This window comes from Azospirillum sp. A23 (assembly GCF_042938965.1).
GTDB lineage: Bacteria > Pseudomonadota > Alphaproteobacteria > Azospirillales > Azospirillaceae > Azospirillum > Azospirillum melinis.
Map to the genome: position 1 here is coordinate 1532125 of NZ_CP170667.1, position 18728 is coordinate 1550852.

15 protein-coding genes are annotated in these 18728 nt (G+C 68.3%); 6 read left to right on the plus strand and 9 right to left on the minus strand.

Features of this window, described 5'->3' with window-relative positions; translation table 11 throughout:
* Positions 1-128: 128 nt before the first annotated feature.
* Positions 129-2297 carry an SLC26A/SulP transporter family protein gene (locus ABNQ40_RS24630; RefSeq protein ID WP_109047667.1) on the plus strand — a complete coding sequence of 723 codons (2169 nt, stop codon included), beginning with the start codon at positions 129-131 and terminating at the stop codon, positions 2295-2297.
* A gap of 96 nt (positions 2298-2393) precedes the next feature.
* Here ABNQ40_RS24630 and ABNQ40_RS24635 read toward each other — a convergent pair whose 3' ends face one another.
* From ABNQ40_RS24635 to ABNQ40_RS24650, 4 genes are all read right to left on the minus strand, one after another.
* Positions 2394-3113: a hypothetical protein gene (locus tag ABNQ40_RS24635; RefSeq protein WP_109047666.1), complete on the minus strand. Its 720-nt coding sequence runs from the start codon at positions 3111-3113 to the stop codon at positions 2394-2396.
* A 179-nt stretch (positions 3114-3292) separates the two neighbouring features.
* Positions 3293-3760, minus strand: coding sequence for a glycine zipper 2TM domain-containing protein (locus ABNQ40_RS24640; RefSeq protein WP_247879522.1), 468 nt, complete (start codon positions 3758-3760; stop codon positions 3293-3295).
* Positions 3757-4338, minus strand: a complete 582-nt coding sequence (locus tag ABNQ40_RS24645) for a hypothetical protein (RefSeq protein WP_199235221.1) — start codon at positions 4336-4338, stop codon at positions 3757-3759. Before ABNQ40_RS24645 ends, ABNQ40_RS24640 begins: the two co-directional genes overlap by 4 nt.
* A 174-nt stretch (positions 4339-4512) precedes the next feature.
* Entirely contained in the window at positions 4513-5703 is a 1191-nt protein-coding gene (locus tag ABNQ40_RS24650; RefSeq protein WP_109047665.1) for a VWA domain-containing protein, read from the minus strand.
* A gap of 70 nt (positions 5704-5773) precedes the next feature.
* On the opposite strand from ABNQ40_RS24650, the gene ABNQ40_RS24655 reads away from it, so the two are divergent.
* Both ABNQ40_RS24655 and ccoG read left to right on the plus strand, forming a co-directional pair.
* Positions 5774-6352, plus strand: coding sequence for an HD domain-containing protein (locus tag ABNQ40_RS24655; RefSeq protein ID WP_109047664.1), 579 nt, complete (start codon positions 5774-5776; stop codon positions 6350-6352).
* A gap of 133 nt (positions 6353-6485) precedes the next feature.
* Complete coding sequence (ccoG, locus tag ABNQ40_RS24660; RefSeq protein ID WP_109047663.1) at positions 6486-8003, plus strand: cytochrome c oxidase accessory protein CcoG; 1518 nt, start codon at positions 6486-6488, stop codon at positions 8001-8003.
* A gap of 69 nt (positions 8004-8072) precedes the next feature.
* Here ccoG and ABNQ40_RS24665 read toward each other — a convergent pair whose 3' ends face one another.
* Positions 8073-10916: a [protein-PII] uridylyltransferase gene (locus tag ABNQ40_RS24665; RefSeq protein ID WP_109047662.1), complete on the minus strand. Its 2844-nt coding sequence runs from the start codon at positions 10914-10916 to the stop codon at positions 8073-8075.
* A 216-nt stretch (positions 10917-11132) separates the two neighbouring features.
* Here ABNQ40_RS24665 and ABNQ40_RS24670 point away from each other — a divergent pair, with 216 nt between their 5' ends.
* Together ABNQ40_RS24670 and ABNQ40_RS24675 are read left to right on the plus strand one after the other, a co-directional pair.
* A complete protein-coding gene (locus ABNQ40_RS24670; RefSeq protein WP_109047661.1) occupies positions 11133-11495 on the plus strand; it encodes a hypothetical protein in 363 nt (120 codons plus the stop codon).
* 197 nt (positions 11496-11692) lie between these two features.
* The gene (locus ABNQ40_RS24675; protein ID WP_146255394.1) at positions 11693-12016 is read left to right on the plus strand and encodes a hypothetical protein; all 324 of its coding nucleotides are present in this window, start codon (positions 11693-11695) and stop codon (positions 12014-12016) included.
* Between the two features lie 47 nt (positions 12017-12063).
* Here ABNQ40_RS24675 and ABNQ40_RS24680 read toward each other — a convergent pair whose 3' ends face one another.
* On the minus strand, positions 12064-12582 hold the full coding sequence (locus tag ABNQ40_RS24680) for a hypothetical protein (RefSeq protein WP_109047659.1): 519 nt from the start codon (positions 12580-12582) through the stop codon (positions 12064-12066).
* Positions 12583-12844: 262 nt separating this feature from the next.
* Here ABNQ40_RS24680 and mutS point away from each other — a divergent pair, with 262 nt between their 5' ends.
* The gene (gene mutS / locus ABNQ40_RS24685; protein WP_109490680.1) at positions 12845-15484 is read left to right on the plus strand and encodes a DNA mismatch repair protein MutS; all 2640 of its coding nucleotides are present in this window, start codon (positions 12845-12847) and stop codon (positions 15482-15484) included.
* Positions 15485-15683: 199 nt separating this feature from the next.
* On the opposite strand, the gene ABNQ40_RS24690 is transcribed toward mutS, so the two are convergent.
* The 3 genes from ABNQ40_RS24690 to ABNQ40_RS24700 form a co-directional block, all read right to left on the minus strand.
* Positions 15684-16391: an SDR family NAD(P)-dependent oxidoreductase gene (locus ABNQ40_RS24690; RefSeq protein WP_109049257.1), complete on the minus strand. Its 708-nt coding sequence runs from the start codon at positions 16389-16391 to the stop codon at positions 15684-15686.
* A gap of 78 nt (positions 16392-16469) precedes the next feature.
* The gene (gene purF / locus ABNQ40_RS24695) at positions 16470-17918 is read right to left on the minus strand and encodes an amidophosphoribosyltransferase (protein ID WP_199235297.1); all 1449 of its coding nucleotides are present in this window, start codon (positions 17916-17918) and stop codon (positions 16470-16472) included.
* A 108-nt stretch (positions 17919-18026) separates the two neighbouring features.
* Positions 18027-18716 (minus strand): CvpA family protein, encoded by a 690-nt coding sequence (locus tag ABNQ40_RS24700; protein ID WP_109049259.1) that lies wholly within the window; start codon positions 18714-18716, stop codon positions 18027-18029.
* Positions 18717-18728 lie beyond the last annotated feature (12 nt).

Consider the following 18728-nt stretch of genomic DNA (forward strand, 5'->3'; position numbering starts at 1 on the left):
GACGCAGGCCTTTGCACAAGACCCGACCGATCAGCCGGACCGAACGCGACATCATGAGCGACGCCCCCATTCGGAAGCCTTCCACCGGCCACCCTGCGCATCCCGGCCGGCGCCCGATCGCATCTGCGATGATCGGGCTGATCGCGGGCATCGACAATCTGGGCAACGGGCTGGCGATTGCCGCGCTGCTGTTCACCGGGCCGCTGGCGGCCGGGCTGGGCGCCGGGGTCGGCGTGGTGCTGCTGAGCGCCGCCATCCTGGCGCTGCTGGTCGCCCTGCGCAGCACGCAGCCCAACTCCGTGGCGCTGGTGCAGGAAACCGGCGTCGCCATCCTGGCCTCCACCGTAGCGACCATGGCCGCCGGGCTGGAGAGCGCGCCGGAGGGGGTGAGGATCGCCACCGCCTTCGCCATCCTGGGCGGCAGCACGCTGGTGACCGGGCTGCTGTTCTGGACGGTGGGGCGGCTTCGGCTGGGGCGGCTGGTGCGGTTCTTTCCCTATCCGGTGGTGGCCGGCTTCCTCGCCGGGTCGGGCTGGCTGCTGGTGGAAGGCGCACTGGCGATGGTCAGCGGACGGCATGGGCTGGGCGCCGGCATCGCCGGGCTGGCGGCGCCGATGGTGGCGGTCACCGCCGTGGCGGCGGTCGGGCTGGCCGGACTGCTGGTGCTGGCGATGCGGCGCAGCGACAGCCCCTTCACCATGCCGCTGGTCCTGCTGGCGACGGCGTTGGCCTTCCATGCCGGGCTGCCCCTGCTGGGGGTGACGGCGGAGGAGGCGCGCGGCTGGGGCTGGCTGCCCGGCGTGGCGGGCGACGGCGGGTTCAGCCTGCCGGTGCCGACGGAGGTGCTGGCGCTGGCCGATTGGGGCCGGGTGGCGGCGGCGCTGCCGGCGATGGTCTCGGTCGCGGTGTTGGGCATGCTGGGCCTTCTGCTGAATGTCAGCGGGATCGAGTTGGCGCAGGGGCGCGACATCGACGCCGACGCCGAGCTGCGCGGCACCGGGGCGGCCAACCTGCTGGCAGGCGCGCTGGGCGGGCCGTCCGGCTATGTCGGGCTGGGCATGACCCTGCTGGCCGGGCGGATGGGCGCCAGCGGACGCGGCGCCGGGCTGGCGACCGCGGCGGTGATCCTGGGCGGGTTGTTCGTTGCGGGGTGGCTGGTGTCGGTGACGCCGGTGTTCCTGACCGCCGGGCTGATCCTGTTCCTCGGCGTCGAGCTGTTGCAGGAGTGGCTGATCGAGGCGCGCCGCCGGCTGCCGCGAACGGAGTGGCTGATCGTGCTGGCCGTGGTTCTGGCGATTGCCGGGATCGGCTTCATGGAGGGGCTGGCGCTGGGTCTGGCGGTGTCGCTGGCGATGTTCGTTTACAGCTATTCCCGGCTGCCGGTGATCCGCGGCCGGCACAGCGGGGCGGAGCTGCGCAGCCGGGTCGACCGCAGCCCGGCGGCCAGCCTGCACCTGACCGGCGCCGGAGCGGCCATCGAGGCGATGCAGCTGCAAGGGTATCTGTTCTTCGGCACCGCCGAGCAGATCGTCGGGCCGGTGCGCGACTGGCTGGAGCGGGCCAGCGGAGATGCGGGGTCGCGGCCCTTGCGGTTCCTGATCATCGACTTCCACCACATCAAGGGTATGGACTCGGCCGCCGCCGGGGTGTTCCGCCGCATCCGCAACCTGATCGAGGCGGCCGGCGCCACGCTGGTGCTGAGCGCCCTGCCCGACGCGGTGGAGGACGCCTTCCGCAACTGCGGCCTGGACCCCGACCGCGACCCGGTGCTGCGCCGTGCGTCCGACCTCGATCATGCGCTGGAATCCTGCGAGGAGGCGCTGCTGGCCGGAAACGGCGCGGATGGCGGCGGCGTGGACGCGCCGCTGCTGCGCCATCTGGAGTCGATGACCGGCCCGCACCCCCGGCTGGCCGATGCGGTGGCGGCGCTGGACACCCTGCATCTGGAGCCGGACGAGGTGCTGATCCGCGCCGGCGAGGCGGCCAGCGACGTCTTCATCATCGGGCGCGGCCGGGTGAAGGTGCAGATCGCCCTGCCCGACGGCCGGAGCCTGCGGCTGCGCACCATGACCGCCGGGGCGGTGGTGGGCGAGATCGCCCTGCTGCTGGGCCAGACCCGCGGCGCAGACGTGGTGGTGGAAACCCCCGCCACCATCCACCGGCTGACCGCGGCGACGCTCGCCCGGCTGGAGCGCGAGGACCCGGAACTGGCGCTGGTCCTGCACCGCATCCTGGCGACGACGCTGGCGCAGAAGGTGACGCTGGCGAACCGGCTGATCGAACAGGCGGCGGTGTGAGGCGGCGGTTTGGGGCGGGATACCGGCGCTGCCGCGGATGGAACGTTTGAAACGCCGTGAACCGTTTTCCGGGCGGCGTTCAACTGTCGCATCCGCTCAGCGGCGGCGGGGGAACGCCCCTTCCCCGCCCTGGCGCTCCAGGGCCGAGCCAAGGTTGGGATAGGGATCGTCGGGGTTGACGGTCCAGGGATAGACGCCCTTCGGCCCCTCCGCCTCCGGCCGGGCGACGATGGCGGCGATCACCTTCGGGTCGGGCGGATTGTGCTCGCGGATCGCGCCGGGGATGCTGTCGTCGTCGAGGCCGGGGAGCGGGACGGCGGGTTCGGCGGCGGTGGACTCGGCGGCGGTGGATTCGGCGGTGGCCAAGGGCACCGGCTGGTCCTGCCGGGCGGCGGTCTGTTTGGCGGCGAGATCGTCGAAGTCCTTGAACAGGCCGAGCCGCTCCGCCAGCCAGCGCACGGTGGAGGGATCGCCGGCGGAGACCAGCCGCTCGATCTGCTCGGTCACCAGGGCGCGCAGCGAGCCGAGCCGAAGCTCCGATTCGCGGTTCAGCGCCTGCCGCTCCCACCAGACGCGATGGCGGAACGCCTGCGACCCATAATAGGCCCGCCACAGCGTGGTGCGGCTGCACCCCATGGCGCGGGCGACCTGCTGGAAGGACGCCCCGCGCGCCAGCATGCCGGCGGCCATCACCCACTGTTCCTCGTGAAAGCGCGAACCGGGAACGAGGAAGCCTTCGGGCGGAACCGGCGGCTCCTCGGCCCAGCGGGGGAAGTGATCGGTGGGGTGGGCGGCGGGGGACAGGCAGTCGGGCATGGGAGCGCTCCGTAGGAATTTGGTATTTATTCCTACAATGCGGCTCAAAGTCCTGTCCATGACTGGCTTCAAAAAGCCAGCCTGCGTGTCATCGCCAGTCGTCGGCGTGGCGATGATACATTACCGGAAGCACAGCGAAGACCGGCCGGCGGAGGCGTGCGCCCCCGCCAGCGTTACCGTCAGGTGGGATCGGCAATGATCCTCGAACGCGACCCGTAAAGGACGAGAACTTTCTGACTGACGGCGAACGCAGGGGCGTTGCCCTGGACGACGGTCAGAAGGGCACCGTTGTCGGTCTGGACGACATACTCCATCCCATCCTGGCGAGTCGCAGCGTCCTCCGCCATCGCGCCGATCACGCCGCCGACCAGCGCGCCCCCCACTGCACCGATGATGTTGCCGCGGGGACCGCTGCCCATCGAGGAACCGGCGGCCCCACCGGCGACAGCGCCGGCACCGGCACCCAGACCGGATTGGGTCCCGCCGATGGCAACCGGGCGGGCGCTGACCACCAAGCCACGGACCGTCCGATTAACCTGCCCGACCGAACCCGCCGCATAGCTGTCCGGCGAGATGTTCGGCGCGCATGCCGTCACCATGGCACAGGCACCGAGAACCGACAGCAGCAATAACCCGCGGCCGGTCACGATGTCGGCACTCCCTTGCCCTGGACGGGCGCAGGAACGCCGGTCGCCGGAATCATCGGCTGATTCAGCTTCGTCGTTTCGAGCTGCTGCAGGAACTGCAGGATGTTGTTCTGGACCGAACGATTGATGCTTTCACGGGCGCGGACCGCGCCGACGAACGCGTAGTCAAAGGGAACCGTGCCTTTGCTGTTCACGTCCGTCGTGAGGACTATCGAACCGTTGGAACGGTCGATGATCTCGTAACGCGCACCGGTCTCGGTCGTGAACTCGCCACCGAATCCAGGGATGTTGACCTTGAGCACCTTGACCGAAATGGACACTTTCTTCGGCGCATCGTCCTTGAAGATCGCCATCTTCGTCAACGCCTCTTCAAGGGACGTCTTCCACATCGGAGGGACGATTTCCAATCCGTTCGGCAACTCGCCCGTCGCCTCGTCCGGGCGTGCAATCGCAACCGTGATCGATTTGACTTCCGCGTCGAGTTTGACCTGGGACGGGCCGACATTCGGCACTGAGAAGTTGAGCGGCGGCATCTGAGGACCACAAGCTGACAGGGTCAACGCCAGCAACGCTGCCAAAGAGATTATTCTTATCACTTTAATTCTCCAAAAAGGCTACCCCCTTCGAGAATTCTCTAAGTTACTTTAAGTTGTCAATGTTGTATCGTATTCAGGTATTTTTAACCAACATTTGCGCGCAATAAAATTATCGATACTCATCCTCCCACATACCTTAACGAGCAGTGCGCGCACTCACCTCCCCAACTCCCGCATAGCCCCGTCCAGCCCCTCCAGCGTCAGTGGGAACATGCGTCCTCCCATCAGGCGCTGGAGCAGGCGGGTGCTTTCCGAGTAGTCCCAGTATTGCGGCGGGGTCGGGTTCAGCCACACCGCCTTGGCGTAGACCGACAGCAGGCGCTGCATCCACACCTGCCCGGCTTCCTCGTTCCAATGCTCGACGCTGCCGCCGGGATAGACGATCTCGTAGGGGCTCATGGCGGCGTCGCCGACGAAGACCAGCTTGTAGTCGGCGGGATAGGTGTGCAGCACGTCCCAGGTCGACAGCCGCTCGGTGTGGCGGCGGGCGTTGTCGCGCCAGACGCCCTCATAGACGCAGTTGTGGAAGTAGAAGTGCTCCAGATGCTTGAACTCGCTGCGGGCGGCGGAGAACAGCTCCTCGACGAGGCGGATGTGGTCGTCCATCGAGCCGCCGATGTCGAGGAACAGCAACACCTTGATCGTGTTGTGCCGCTCCGGCACCATCTTCAGGTCGAGCCAGCCGGCGTTGTTGGCGGTGGCGCGGATGGTGCCGGGCAGGTCCAGTTCGCTGGCCGCCCCGCTGCGGGCGAACTTGCGCAGGCGGCGCAGCGCCACCTTGATGTTGCGGGTGCCGATCTCCACCCGGTCGTCGAGATTCCTGAACTCGCGGCGGTCCCACACCTTGACGGCGCGGCGGTGGCGGCTCTCGTGCTGGCCGATGCGCACGCCCTCCGGGTTGTAGCCGTAGGCGCCGAACGGTGAGGTGCCGGCGGTGCCGATCCATTTCGATCCGCCCTGGTGCCGGCCCTTCTGCTCGGCCAGACGCTGGGCCAGCGTCTCCATCAGCTTGTCCCAGCCGCCCAGCGCCTGGACCTGCGCCTTCTCCTCGTCGGTCAGGAAGCGCTCGGCCAGCTTGCGCAGCCACTCCTCCGGCAGGTCGGTGACGGGAACCTCGTCGGCGGCCGAAGTCTCGTCGGTCAGGCCCTTGAAGGTGGCGCCGAAGACGCGGTCGAAGCGGTCGAGGTTGCGTTCGTCCTTAACCAAGCATGCACGACTGAGATAATAGAAATCCTCGACGCGGAAGGACGCGGTGCCCTGCTTCATGGCCTCCATGAGCGTCAGGTACTCCGTCAGCGAGACGGGCACGCCGGCCTTGCGCAGATCGAAGAAGAATGACGTGAACATGGGCGCGGTCCTTCGGCATCGGGAGTTCCCGGGGCGGAGAATAAAGCAATGCCCCAGCCGAGAGAACAGCATGAGCCTGCCAAACGCCTCCTCTACAGGCGCCCCCCTCCTCGATTTCGCCCGCGCGCTGGATTTCGCCGCGCACAAGCACATCGATCAGCGCCGCAAGGGCGTGCGCGCCGAGCCCTACGTCAACCACCTGTCGGAAGTCGCCCTGCTGGTGGCGGAGGCGACGGCCGGCAAGGACCCGGTGGTGGTGATCGCCGCGCTGCTGCACGACACGCTGGAGGACACCGACGCCAGCTATGAGGAGATCGAGCAGCTGTTCGGCACCGAGGTGGTGCAGGTCGTCGCCGAGACCACCGACGACAAGCGCATGTCGAAGGCCGAGCGCAAGCAGCACCAGATCGACGCCGCCCCCCATGCCTCGACCCGCGCGAAGCTGGTGAAGCTGGCCGACAAGGTGTCGAACCTGCGCTCGATGGCGCACAGCCCGCCCGCCGACTGGCCGCTGTCGCGCAAGGTCGAGTATTTCGAATGGGCCCATGCTGTGGTCGCCGGCCTGCGCGGGACCGACGCCCGGCTGGAAGCGCTGTTCGACCGCGCCTATCACGACGGGCTGGCGGAACTGCGCGGCCAGACCGCTTGAGACCGTTTGAGGGCGGCGGCGGAGAAAACCGGGGCCGGATTGACATTGCGCAATGCGGCTCCATCACGGAAGTCTTATGGAGAAGGGACGACGCTGACGCCACCCGTGCCGCTGACGGCCGAGGAAAGATGCCATGTCCCTTCGCCAAGAAGACACCACTCTCACCCGCCGCCCCGAACCTGCCGGCAAGCACGCTGCCAAAACCCACGCCGGGCCGCAGGAGGAACCGGGACGCCACTGGTTCATCGACCGGCCCAAGGTCTATGCCGCCGACGTGAAGGGGCGCTTCCGGCAGCTGAAATGGGCGGTGCTGATCGTCCTGCTGGCGATCTACTACATCACGCCGTGGCTTCGCTGGGAACGCGGGCCGGGCATCCCGGACCAGGCGGTGCTGATCGACATGGTCGGGCGGCGCGCCTATTTCCTGTGGATCGAGATCTGGCCGCAGGAGGTTTATTACCTGACCGGCCTGCTGATCCTCGGCGCCTTCGGCATCTTCTTCGCCACCACGCTGGCCGGGCGCATCTGGTGCGGCTATGCCTGCCCGCAGACGGTGTGGACCGACCTGTTCATGTGGGTGGAGCGCAAGATCGAAGGCCCGCGCACCACCCGCATCCGGCTGGACAAGGCGCCGATGACCGGTGCGAAGCTGGCGCGCAAGACCGCCAAGCATGCGGCGTGGGTCGCCATCTCGCTGCTGACCGGCGGGGCCTGGGTGTTCTATTTCAACGACGCGCCGACGCTGATGGGCGAACTGCTGCACGGCGAGATCACCAGCGGGGTGGCGACCTTCATCGCGCTGTTCAGCTTCACCACGTATTTCTTCGCCGGCTGGGCGCGCGAGCAGATCTGCATCTATGTCTGCCCGTGGCGCAGCTTCCAGTCGGCGATGGTGGACGAGGACACCTTCCTCGTCACCTACGAGGACTGGCGCGGCGAAGGCCGGGCGCCGCTGCGCAAGTCGCAGAGCTGGGACGACCGGCAGGCGTCGGGGCTCGGTGACTGCATCGACTGCAAGCAGTGCGTCCATGTCTGCCCGACCGGCACCGACATCCGCGAGGGCCAGCAGATCTCCTGCATCGGCTGCGGCCTGTGCGTCGATGCCTGCAACGACGTGATGCGGCAGATCGGCCGGCCGATCGACCTCGTGCGCTTCGACACCCAGTCGAACCAGATCGCCAAGATCGACGGCAAGCCGGAACGGGTGAAGCTGGTCCGACCGCGCACGGTGATCTATTCGCTGATCATGCTGGTCGTGCTCTGCGCCATGGGCATCGCGCTGATGCTGCGGCCGACGCTGGACGTCAGCGTACTGCGCGACCGGGCGCCGCTGTTCGTGACGCTGTCCGACGGGTCGGTGCAGAACGCCTACACCATCAAGGTGCTGAACAAGACGCACGTCGCCCGCAGCTATGCGGTGAGTTTCGAGGGCTTGCGCGACGCGCACCTGTCGGTGGCGGGGGATGAGGCGGCCGGCAGCGGCGGCAGCCTGACGCTGACTGCGGAGGCGGACTCGGTGGCGACCTTCCGGGTGTTCGTGAAGGTGCCGGCGGCGGCGGTGAAGTCGGGGTCGACGGATGTCGCGGTGATCGCCAAGGATCTGGGCAGCGGCGAAGCCGGCAAGCACGCCAGCGTGTTCATGGCGCCGTGATAGCGTCGGTTTCTGGGGTCTGTCCCCTCTCCCCCCCGGGGAGAGGGTTACCGCTCCGAGGGAGAGGTTCTAAGCCCCCGTCACCTTGGTCCGGGTCCGCTTGACCGCCGCCGGGGGCGGGGCGTCGCCGGTGGGGTCGTCGAGTGCGCTCAGCAGGCGTTCCTTGATCTTGGACAACTTGCCGTCATGCGTCACCTTCAGGCCGAAGACGTCCTTCACATAGAAGACGTCGATGGCCTTCTCGCCGAAGGTCGAGACCTTGGCCGAGCTGATCTGCAGGGTCAGGTTCGACAAGGCGCGGGTCAGGTCGTAGAGCAGGCCGGGACGGTCGCGGCCGTTCACCTCGATCACCGTGTGGGTGGTGGAGGCATTGTTGTCGATCAGCACGCGCGGCGGCACATGGAAGACGCGGGTGCGGCTGGCATGGGACGTGCGGCGGGTCGACAGGTCGTTCAGCGGCTTCAACTGTCCCGACAGCACCTTCTCGATCATCACCGACAGCTTGGCGAGCTTGTCGCCGCTCTCGAAGGCACCGCCGCCGGCGGCGTCCTGCACCGAGAAGACGTCGAGCGCCATGCCGTTGGTCATGGTGAAGATGCGGGCATCGACGATGTCCGCACCGCTGGCGGCCAGCGCCCCGGCGAGGCGGGAGAACAGGCCGCTGTGGTCGGTGGCGTAGATCGTCACCTCCGTCACCGCCCGGCCGCGGTCGACGCGCGTCTCCACCGTCAGCGGGCGCTGCTCGCGCTCCGCCTCGCGGACGATGCGGGCCTGATGGGCCAGCGTGTCGGTGTCGAAGGCCAGCCAGTAGCCGGGGTAGCCGAGGCCCTTGTGATGCTCGAAGGCCGCCTCGTCGAAGTCGGTCAGCTCGGCGCGCAGTGCGGCCTGGGCGGCCTGGATACGCCGGCCGCGGCCCTCCACCGTCATGCCGCCCGACATCAGCTCTTCGGAACGGTTGTAGAGTTCGCGGAGAAGCGTGGCCTTCCAGTTGTTCCAGCGCTGCGGCCCCACCGCGCGGATGTCGGCCACCGTCAGCACCAGCAGCAGGCGCAGGCGTTCCGGCGACTGGACCAGCGCCACGAAGTCGCGGACGGTCTTGTCGTCCTCCAGGTCGCGCTTGAAGGCGGTGTGCGACATGGCGAGGTGCCAGCGCACCAGCCACGCCACCGTCTCCGTCTCCTCCGCCGTCAGGCCGAGGCGCGGGCAGAGCTTTTCGGCGACGCGGGCGCCCAGCACCGAATGGTCGCCGCCGCGGCCCTTGGCGATGTCGTGCAGCAGGACGGCGACATAGAGCGCCCGCTTCGAGACGACCTTGTGGATCACCTCGGTCGACAGCGGCAGCTCGTCGGCATGCTCGCCGGACGCGATCTTGTGCAGGATGCCGAGCGCGAAAAGCGTGTGCTCGTCCACCGTGTAGACATGGTACATGTCATACTGCATCTGCGCGACGACGCGGCCGAAATCGGGGATGAAGCGGGCCATCACGCCCGCCTCGTTCATGCGGCGCAGCGTGATCTCCGGATCCTTCGGTCCGGTCAGGATGTCGAGGAAGAGCCGGTTGGCATCCGGATCGTTGCGCAGCTTCGGGCCGATGGCCGACAGCGACCGGGTGATGGAGCGCAGCGCCGCCGGGTGGATGTCGATGTCGTTCATCTGCGCGGTGTGGAACAGGCGGATCATGTCGATCGGCTGTTCCTTGAACTGCTTGTCGCTGCGGGCGTTCAGCCGCTCGCCGTCGACGATGAAGCCGTCCACGTCCTTGCGCCGGGCGACCGAGGCCAGACGCAGCAGGTTGAACTTGGGCGGACGCTTCGATTCCGCTTCCAGCGCCGCGCAGAAGATGCGCGTCAGGTCGCCGACATCCTTGGCGACCAGGAAGTAATGCTTCATGAAGCGCTCGACGCCCTTGGTGCCGGCATGGTCGGTGTAGCCCATGGCGGCGCCGATGCTGGTCTGGACGTCGAAGGTCAGGCGGTCCTCCAGCCGGCCGGTCAGGTAATGCAGGTGGCAGCGCGCGGTCCACAGGAAGTTCTGCGCCTTGGCGAAGCGCTGCGCCTCCTCCGGCGTCAGCACATGCTTGCCGACCAGCTCGTCCACCCCCTCGACCCGGTAGAGATACTTGGCGATCCAGAACAGGGTCTGGAGATCGCGCAGGCCGCCCTTGCCGTCCTTCAGGTTGGGTTCCAGCACATAGCGGCTGTCGCCCATCTTCAGGTGGCGGTTGTCGCGCTCGGCCAGCTTGGCCTCGACGAATTCGGGACCGGATCCTGCGACGACCTCCTTGTCGTAGCGCTTGCGCAACTCGGCGAACAGCTTGCCCGGCCCCCAGAGATAGCGGGATTCGAGGATCGCCGTGCGGATGGTGACGTCGGCCTTGGACTGGCGGATGCACTCGTCGATGCTGCGCACGGCATGGCCGACCTTCAGCCCCAGATCCCACAGGATGTAGAGCATGTATTCGACCACCTGCTCCACCCGCGGCGTGCGCTTGTAGGGCAGCAGGAACAGCAGGTCGATATCCGAGAAGGGCGCCAGCTCGCCGCGGCCGTAGCCGCCGGTGGCCACCACGTCGAACACCTCGCCCGAGGTCGGATTGGCGGTGGGGAAGATGAAGCGGACGGTGAAGTCGGCCAGCGTGCCGACCACGCGGTCGGCGAGGTAGCAGTTTTCCCGCACGCACTGCTCGCCCGAGCCGCCGGCGTCGAAGCGCCGCCGCACCTCCGCCCTGCCCTCGGCCAGCGACTTGCGCAGGCAGGCGATCAGCGCCGGGCGCAGCTTGTCGCCGGTGCCGTGCTCGGCGACCAGATCCTCAAGCTCCCCCGACAGCTTGCGGCGGGAGATGATGGCGCGCTTGTTCGGGATGGCGGGCGCGGGCGACTCTGGCGGGGGCAACGCCTTGGAGCGGGACAGCATCGGTCGGGAAAAACCTCGGCTTCTAAAGCGGCGTGCAGGCGATCCGGATGGCCGCAACGGCCGCACTATAGCGGTAAAGCCTTCAGGTAGCACGCCCGCACTGGAAAACCAGGGTCCCGGCCCCTGCATGTGACCCCGGTTGTGACGGCCGTCACAGCGCCTCCCCGGTTGCGGGGCCAGACTGGTCACCATGGACGGTATCGCAGGAGACGGGCCATGACCGGCCGGACGAGCACGGGACGCGCGGCGGAGACATCGGCGAAGGAGACATCGCTGAAGGGACGGCGGGAGCTGGCGGCGCTGAACGACGCGCTGGCGCTGGCCGAACGCGGGCTGGGTCGGCAGACGGTGGCGGCGCTGATGGCGCGGCTGCTGCGGGTGGCGGCGATGTTCCCGCGGTCGGTGGACGACACGCTGATGTGGCAGGTGACCGACCTCGTCACCGGCGACGACCTGTCGGACGGGGTGAAGCTGACGCTGATCCGCATGGGATGGGCGTCCATCGTCCAGGCACAGTACCGGGCGCACGGGCTGCGGATGGTCGACACCCCGAAACGCCGGCAGGCCGCCGCGGCTTGACGGGAAGGGTCCGCGAAGGCAGGAACCGGCAGGAATGGGCCGGCAGAACTTGCCCGGCGGCAGGTTCCGCCGCCCCGGAAGACCCCTCAAGCCCCTGAAATGGAAAGATTTTCCGTTCGGCGTTGAAATTGCATCGCGTTCTGCACTGCCGGCAGGTTCTGTCCGGCGGCGGCGCAACCGACAGCGGGACCACCGCGATGCAAGTCAACGGCTACAGCGGCTATTCGAACTCCCTCTACACCCAGTCGCAGACGGCGGCCGAGCGCAAGGGCTGGGGCAGCAGTGCCGGGCCCACCACCGACACCGACGCGGTCAACGCCTTCCTGAAGGAATCGAAGAAGACGCCGGCCGAGCGGATCCGCGACGACTGGCTCGCCCGTCACAAGATGACCGAGGACGACCTGAAGTCGATGCCGTCGGACAAGCGGGAGGCGGTCGAGAAGGAAATCGCCGAGGAGCTGAAGCGGAAGCTGACGGGACAGGACGCCAAGCGCGGCGCCGTGATGAACCTGACCGCCTGACGCCGCCTGCCTTACACCGCCTGCCTTACCCCCTGCCCGTCCCTCCGTCAGGCGCCGCGGACGCTCACATGCACGTTGCCACCGCCTTCGCGATCCAGCAGGGCGGAGGCCTGGGCCTCGCGCTCCGCCGTCTCCACCCGCACCCACAGGATGATGCCGCCGGCCTCCAGCGCGCGGGTGAACTCGTCGGGCTTGGGATGGCTGGTCAGCTCGTCCAGATAGTCCTTGATCGCCACGCCGCCGACACCGGCCGCGACCAGCGCCGCCAGCGCCGCCTCGATGGGGCCGCCGACGATGGCGATCAGGCCGGCAGTGGTCAGGGGGAAGGCGTATTTCAGCTCGCCCACCAGACCGGTCAGCGCCTCGTCGCGCGGCCGGTATTTCGGGTCGGCGGCCTCCAGCGAGGTGTGGCTGGCCAGGACCGACAGGTCGGCGCGGTCGAAATCGGCCGCCAGCAGGGCCTCCACCGCGCGGTCGAACGCGGCGCGGGTGGCGAAGAGGGCAACGACCTCCCGCACCTCGGCTGGTGTGGCGGCGGGCACGGTCTGCCCGGTCGATTGCGTCATGATGGCCGTCTCCCTATTTTTCAGCTTTCCCTATTGTAGCGACCGACTGCGCGCGCCCGTCAACCGCAACAGGGACCTGGACCCGAGTCGTTCGTGCGCGCCCTATTGTCCCACGTGCCATTGTCCCAGGCTCGGCAAAGCCGCCTATCCCGCGGCTGCATATCCCGTGATAGGGTGCGCATCCGAAACAACACCCATCCAAGGCTCCGTGGTTCCCGTGTCCGACATCGCAGAAATCGTCATCCCGCCCGACGCCACGCCGATGATGGCGCAGTATCTGGAGATCAAGCAGGCGCATCCCGATTGCCTGCTGTTCTACCGGATGGGCGACTTCTACGAGATGTTCTTCGAGGATGCGGTCAATGCCGCGGCGGCGCTCGACATCGCGCTGACCAAGCGCGGTCAGCATCTGGGCGAAGACATCCCGATGTGCGGCGTGCCGGTGCATTCCCACGAGAATTACCTGCAGCGCCTGATCCGCCAGGGCTTCCGCGTCGCCATCTGCGAACAGATGGAAGACCCGGCCGAGGCGAAGAAGCGCGGGGGCAAATCGGTGGTGAAGCGCGGCGTCATCCGCATCGTCACCCCCGGCACCCTGACCGAGGACAGCCTGCTCGACGCCCGCTCCTCCAACTGGCTGGCGGCGGTGGCGGAGACGGCCGGCGGGCTGGGGCTGGCCTGGCTGGAGATGTCGACCGGCGAACTGGTGGTGCAGCCGGTGGAACGCACCGGGCTGGGAGCCGCGTTGGGGCGGCTCGACCCGCAGGAGGTGCTGATCTCGGAGAAGCTGAGCCAGACGCCGGAGCTGTTCGAGCTGTGGACGGACTGGAAGTCGCGGCTGACCGTGCAGCCCAACCCGCGATTCGACAGCGAGAACGGCAAGCAGCGCCTGCTGACCCAGTATGGCGTCGGCACGCTGGACGCCTTCGGCACTTTCAGCCGGGCGGAGGTCGCGGCGGCCGGCGCCCTGGTCGGCTATGTCGAGCTGACGCAGAAGGGGCGCGTGCCCCGGCTGTCGCCGCCGCGCCGGCTGGGACCGGGGGCGGTGATGGAGATCGACGCCTCCACCGCCCGCAATCTGGAACTGACGCGGACGCTGAGCGGGGAGCGGCGCGGCAGCCTGCTCGCCACCATCGACCGCACGGTGACGGGGGCCGGCGCCCGGCTGCTCTGCGCCCATCTGACCTCGCCGCTGACCGATCCCGTCGCCATCGGCCGCCGGCTCGACATGGTGGAATTCGCGCTGATGGGTGAGCGGCTGCGGGCCGAGCTGCGGCAGGCGTTGCGCAGCTGTCCCGATCTGGAGCGGGCGCTGTCGCGGCTGACGCTGGGCCGGGGGGGGCCTCGCGATCTGGCGGCGATCCGCGACGGGCTGCGGCAGGCCGGGCTGATCAGGGATCTGCTGGCCGGGGCCATGCCGCTGCCGGACGGGCTGGCGGCGCTGGACAAGCGGCTGGGCGCGCATTCGGAACTGGTCGACCAGTTGACCCAGGCGCTGGCGCCGGAGCTGCCGCTGCTGGCCCGCGACGGCGGTTTCATCGCGCGGGACTACAGCTATGCGCTGGACGAGCTGGTGACGCTGCGCGACGAGAGCCGGCGGCTGATCGCCGGCCTCCAGACGAAATATGCCGAGATCGCCGGGGTGCCGTCGCTGAAGGTCAAGCACAACAATGTGCTGGGCTATCACATCGAGGTCACCGCCGCTCATGCCGACAAGCTGATGTCGGAGCGGGGCCGCGAGGTGTTCATGCACCGCCAGACCATGGCGAACGCCGTGCGTTTCGGCACGGTGGAGCTGTCGGATCTGGAGCGGCGCATTTCGGAGGCCGCCGACAGGGCGCTGGCGGTGGAGCTGGAGCTGTTCGCCGGGCTGGTCGAGGTGGTCGCCGGCAAGGCCGACGCCATCGCCCAGGCGGCGCATGCGCTGGCGGCGCTGGACGTCGCCACCTCGCTGGCCGAACTGGCGGAGGAACGGCGCTACAGCCGGCCGCTGGTGGACGACAGCCTCGCCTTCTCGATCAAGGGCGGGCGGCATCCGGTGGTGGAGGCGGTGCTGGACGCCGCCCATGGCGGGCCGTTCGTGGCCAACGACTGCGATCTGGCGACGGACAACCGGCTGTGGCTGCTGACCGGTCCGAACATGGCCGGTAAATCGACCTTCCTGCGGCAGAACGCGCTGATCGCGATCCTGGCGCAGATGGGCGGCTTCGTCCCGGCGGAACAGGCCCATATCGGGGTGGTCGACCGGCTCTACAGCCGCGTCGGCGCCGCCGACGATCTGGCGCGCGGGCGCTCGACCTTCATGGTGGAGATGGTGGAGACGGCGGCGATCCTGAACCAGTCGGGCGCGCGGGCTCTGGTGATTCTGGACGAGATCGGGCGCGGGACCGCGACCTTCGACGGGCTGTCCATCGCCTGGGCCTGCGTCGAGCATCTGCACGACATGAACCGCTGCCGGGCGCTGTTCGCCACGCACTATCACGAACTGACGATGCTGGCGTCGAAGCTGCCGGCGCTGTCCTGCCACACCATGCGCATCAAGGAATGGCAGGGCGACGTGGTGTTCCTGCACGAGGTGACGGCGGGCGCGGCGGATCGCAGCTATGGCATCCACGTCGCCAAGCTGGCCGGCCTGCCGCCGGCGGTGGTCGGGCGGGCCGACGAGGTGCTGAAGCTGCTGGAATCGGGCGACCAGAACGCGACGATCCACCGGCTGGCCGAGGATCTGCCGCTGTTCAGCGCGGCGCTGAAACGGCCGGCGCCGAAGGCCGAAGCGGCGGTGGCAGCGACGCCTGCGGGGCCGTCGCCGGTGGAAGAGGCTCTGGCGGGGATCGACCCGGACAGCCTGACGCCGCGGCAGGCGCTGGAGGAACTGTACCGGCTGCGCGGGATGGTGCGCTGATTTCTCGGAGATCCCTTCTCCCCCCTGCTCACGCGCAAACTTCGTTTGCGCTGACGCGACAGGCGGATCGAAGATCCGCCGAAAGCGGGGAGAAGGTTAGGATGAGGGGGTTCGGCGGAGCCGAAGACGTGCGGCAGGTGCTTCCCCCTCACCCCGACCCTCTCCCCGGGGGGAGAGGGGGATTTGGGGAGGTGAGTTGTTACTGACCCAGCACCAACTCTCCATGCCGCTCGCACCCCGCCTCGGCCAGCTCCACGAAGCGCTCGGTCACGTCGTCGGGCTGGGCGACCTTCGTCGGGTCCTCGCCGGGGAAGGCCTGCGTGCGCAGCTTGGTCGCCACCACGCCGGGGTCGAGCAGGTTGACGCGGACAGTGGAGGAGGCGACCTCCATCGCGTAGGTCTTCACGATCATCTCCAGCGCCGCCTTGCTGGCGCCGTAGGGCATCCAGTAATGGTGCGGCGCCTTGGCGGCGGCCGACGTCACGAAGATGGCGCGGCCGGTGCCCGACGCGCGCAGCAGCGGGTCCATCGAGCGGATCAGCCGGTAATTCGCCGTCACGTTCAGGTCCATCACCCGCGACCAAAGCTTCGGATCGTACTGGGCGACCGGGCCGAGAGCCTCCAGCGCGCCGGCATTGCCGACGACCACGTCCAGCTTGCCGAAGCGCTGGTAGAGCGCATGGCCGAGCTGGTCGATCTTGTCGTAGTCGCGCAGGTCCATCGGCACCAGGGTCGCCGACTGGCCGGAGAGCTTCTGGATGGCGTCGTCGGTCTCCTCCAGCCCGCCGACCGTGCGGGCGACCAGAACCAGATGGGCGCCTTCGGCGGCGAAACGCTTGGCGACGGCGGCGCCGATGCCGCGCGAGGCGCCGGTGACGAGGGCGATGCGGCCGGAGAGACGGGACATGGGGACGACTCGTTTCCTGGGATTATTGTTCGTTTACATATGAAAATCCCTCCCCCGTGGCCGGGAGAGGGATGATCGTCAGGCGCGGACCGGGACGTTCGACTCGACCGGCGGCTGGTCCAGCGCGTCTGTCAGCGGGATCGGGTAGTCGCCGGTGAAGCAGGCGTCGCAGTAGCCGAGCTTCGCCGGGTCGCGCTTCTCGTCGCCCATAGCGCGGTAAAGGCCGTCGAGCGAGATGAAGGCGAGGCTGTCGGCCTGGATGAACTCGCGCATCTGTTCCACCGTCATGCGGTGGGCCAGCAGCTTGCCCTGCTCCGGCGTGTCGATGCCGTAGAAGCAGGGGTGCGAGGTCGGCGGGCTGGAGATGCGCATGTGCACCTCCTTGGCCCCGGCGGCGCGCACCATCTCGACGATCTTCTTGGACGTGGTGCCGCGGACGATGCTGTCGTCCACCAGCACGACGCGCTTGCCCTCGATCATCGCGCGGTTGGCGTTGTGCTTCAGCTTCACGCCGAGATGGCGGATCTGGTCGGTCGGCTCGATGAAGGTGCGGCCGACATAATGGTTGCGGATGATGCCGAGGTCGAAGGGCACGCCGGCTTCCTGGGCGTAGCCCAACGCCGCGGGCACGCCGCTGTCCGGCACCGGCACGATCACGTCGGCGGGCACGCCGGCCTCGCGGGCCAGCTCACGGCCGATGCGCTGGCGCGCCTGATAGACGGAGGTGCCCTCCATCACGCTGTCGGGACGGGCGAAGTAGATGTATTCGAAGATGCACAGGCGGCGCTGCTGCGGCTGGAACGGGCGCAGGCTGTGGAGGCCGCTGTCGTCGATGACGATCATCTCGCCCGGCTCGACGTCGCGGACATAGTCGGCGCCGACGATGTCGAAGGCGCAGGTCTCGCTCGCCAGGATGTAGGTGTCGCCCAGCCGGCCCAGCACCAGCGGACGGACGCCGAGCGCGTCACGCACGCCGATCACCTCCTTGGAGGTCAGCGCCACCAGGGAGAAGGCGCCCTCGACCTGACGCACCGCCTCGATCAGCCGGTCGACCGGCGAACCGCCGCGGGCGGTCGCCATCAGGTGGACGATCACTTCGGTGTCGGTGGAGGACTGGAACAGGCAGCCGCGGCGGACCAGCTGGCGGCGCAGCACCTGGGCGTTGGTCAGGTTGCCGTTGTGGGCCAGCGCGAAGCCGCCGAACTCGAAGTCGGCATAGAGCGGCTGGACGTTGCGGATCGAGGTGTCGCCGGTGGTGGCGTAGCGCACATGGCCGATGGAGCTGCCGCCCTTCAGCTTGGCGATGATCGCCTCGGAGCTGAAATGGTCGCCGACCAGACCCAGCGTGTGCTGGAGGTGGAAACGGCCGCCGTCGAAGCTGACGATACCCGCCGCCTCCTGCCCGCGGTGCTGCAGGGCATGCAGGCCCAGCGCCGTGATGGCGCCCGCCTGCGGGTTGCCGTAGATGCCGAACACGCCGCACTCTTCGCGCAGCTTGTCGTCGTCGAACGGATGCGTCGTCAGCATCACCAGAAGTCCTTCGTCCAAGAGGCGCCGTCGGCGCGCGTCAGCACATGCAACGGAAAAAACTACGGTCCCACAAACGTCGATCGCGCCAAAACCGAGCGGTCAAGCTCAGCGGGCGTTGTTCTGCATCAGCCTTTCAAGATCGGCGCGATCGCGGTCCTTATAACCGGTATCGGGCGCCTGCGCACCCCCGGTCTTCGCGGGGCTGGGCACCGGCGTCGACAGGCGGTCGAGCGCCTGCTTGGCCTCCATCGCCTGACGCGCACGGTCGCGCGCCATGTCCATCTGGCCGAGACCTTCCTTGCGCAGATTTTCCGGCACGAAGGCGTAGAGCGTTTCCGCCCCCATCGCCAGGAAGGGCCGGGTCTTAGCCTGCTGGAGCCAGACCGGCTGTTCGGCCTGGTTCGGCACCAGCCACAGGAAGAAGAGGTAGGCGATGGAAACGAGAATCCCACCCTTCACCAGACCGAAGGCGAAGCCCAGCGTGCGGTCCAGCGCCGACAGCGCCGACGCCTGCACCCCGCGCGACAGGCTGCGCCCCAGCAGAGACAGCACGATCAGCGCGACGATGAAGATGCCGACCGCCGAGGCGGCATAGGCCAGCATCTCGAAGCGGATGTAGATCTGCGCATAGGGCAGGACATGGGGCAGCGCGTAGAGCGTGACGATCGCCGCACCGGCCCAGGCGGCGACCGACACCAGTTCGGCGACGAGGCCGCGACTGAAGGCGAGCAGTGCGGCCAGAAGCAGCACGGCGATGACGACGATGTCCACCGGATTGACGGGAAGAGTGTCCATGACCCCTGTGCC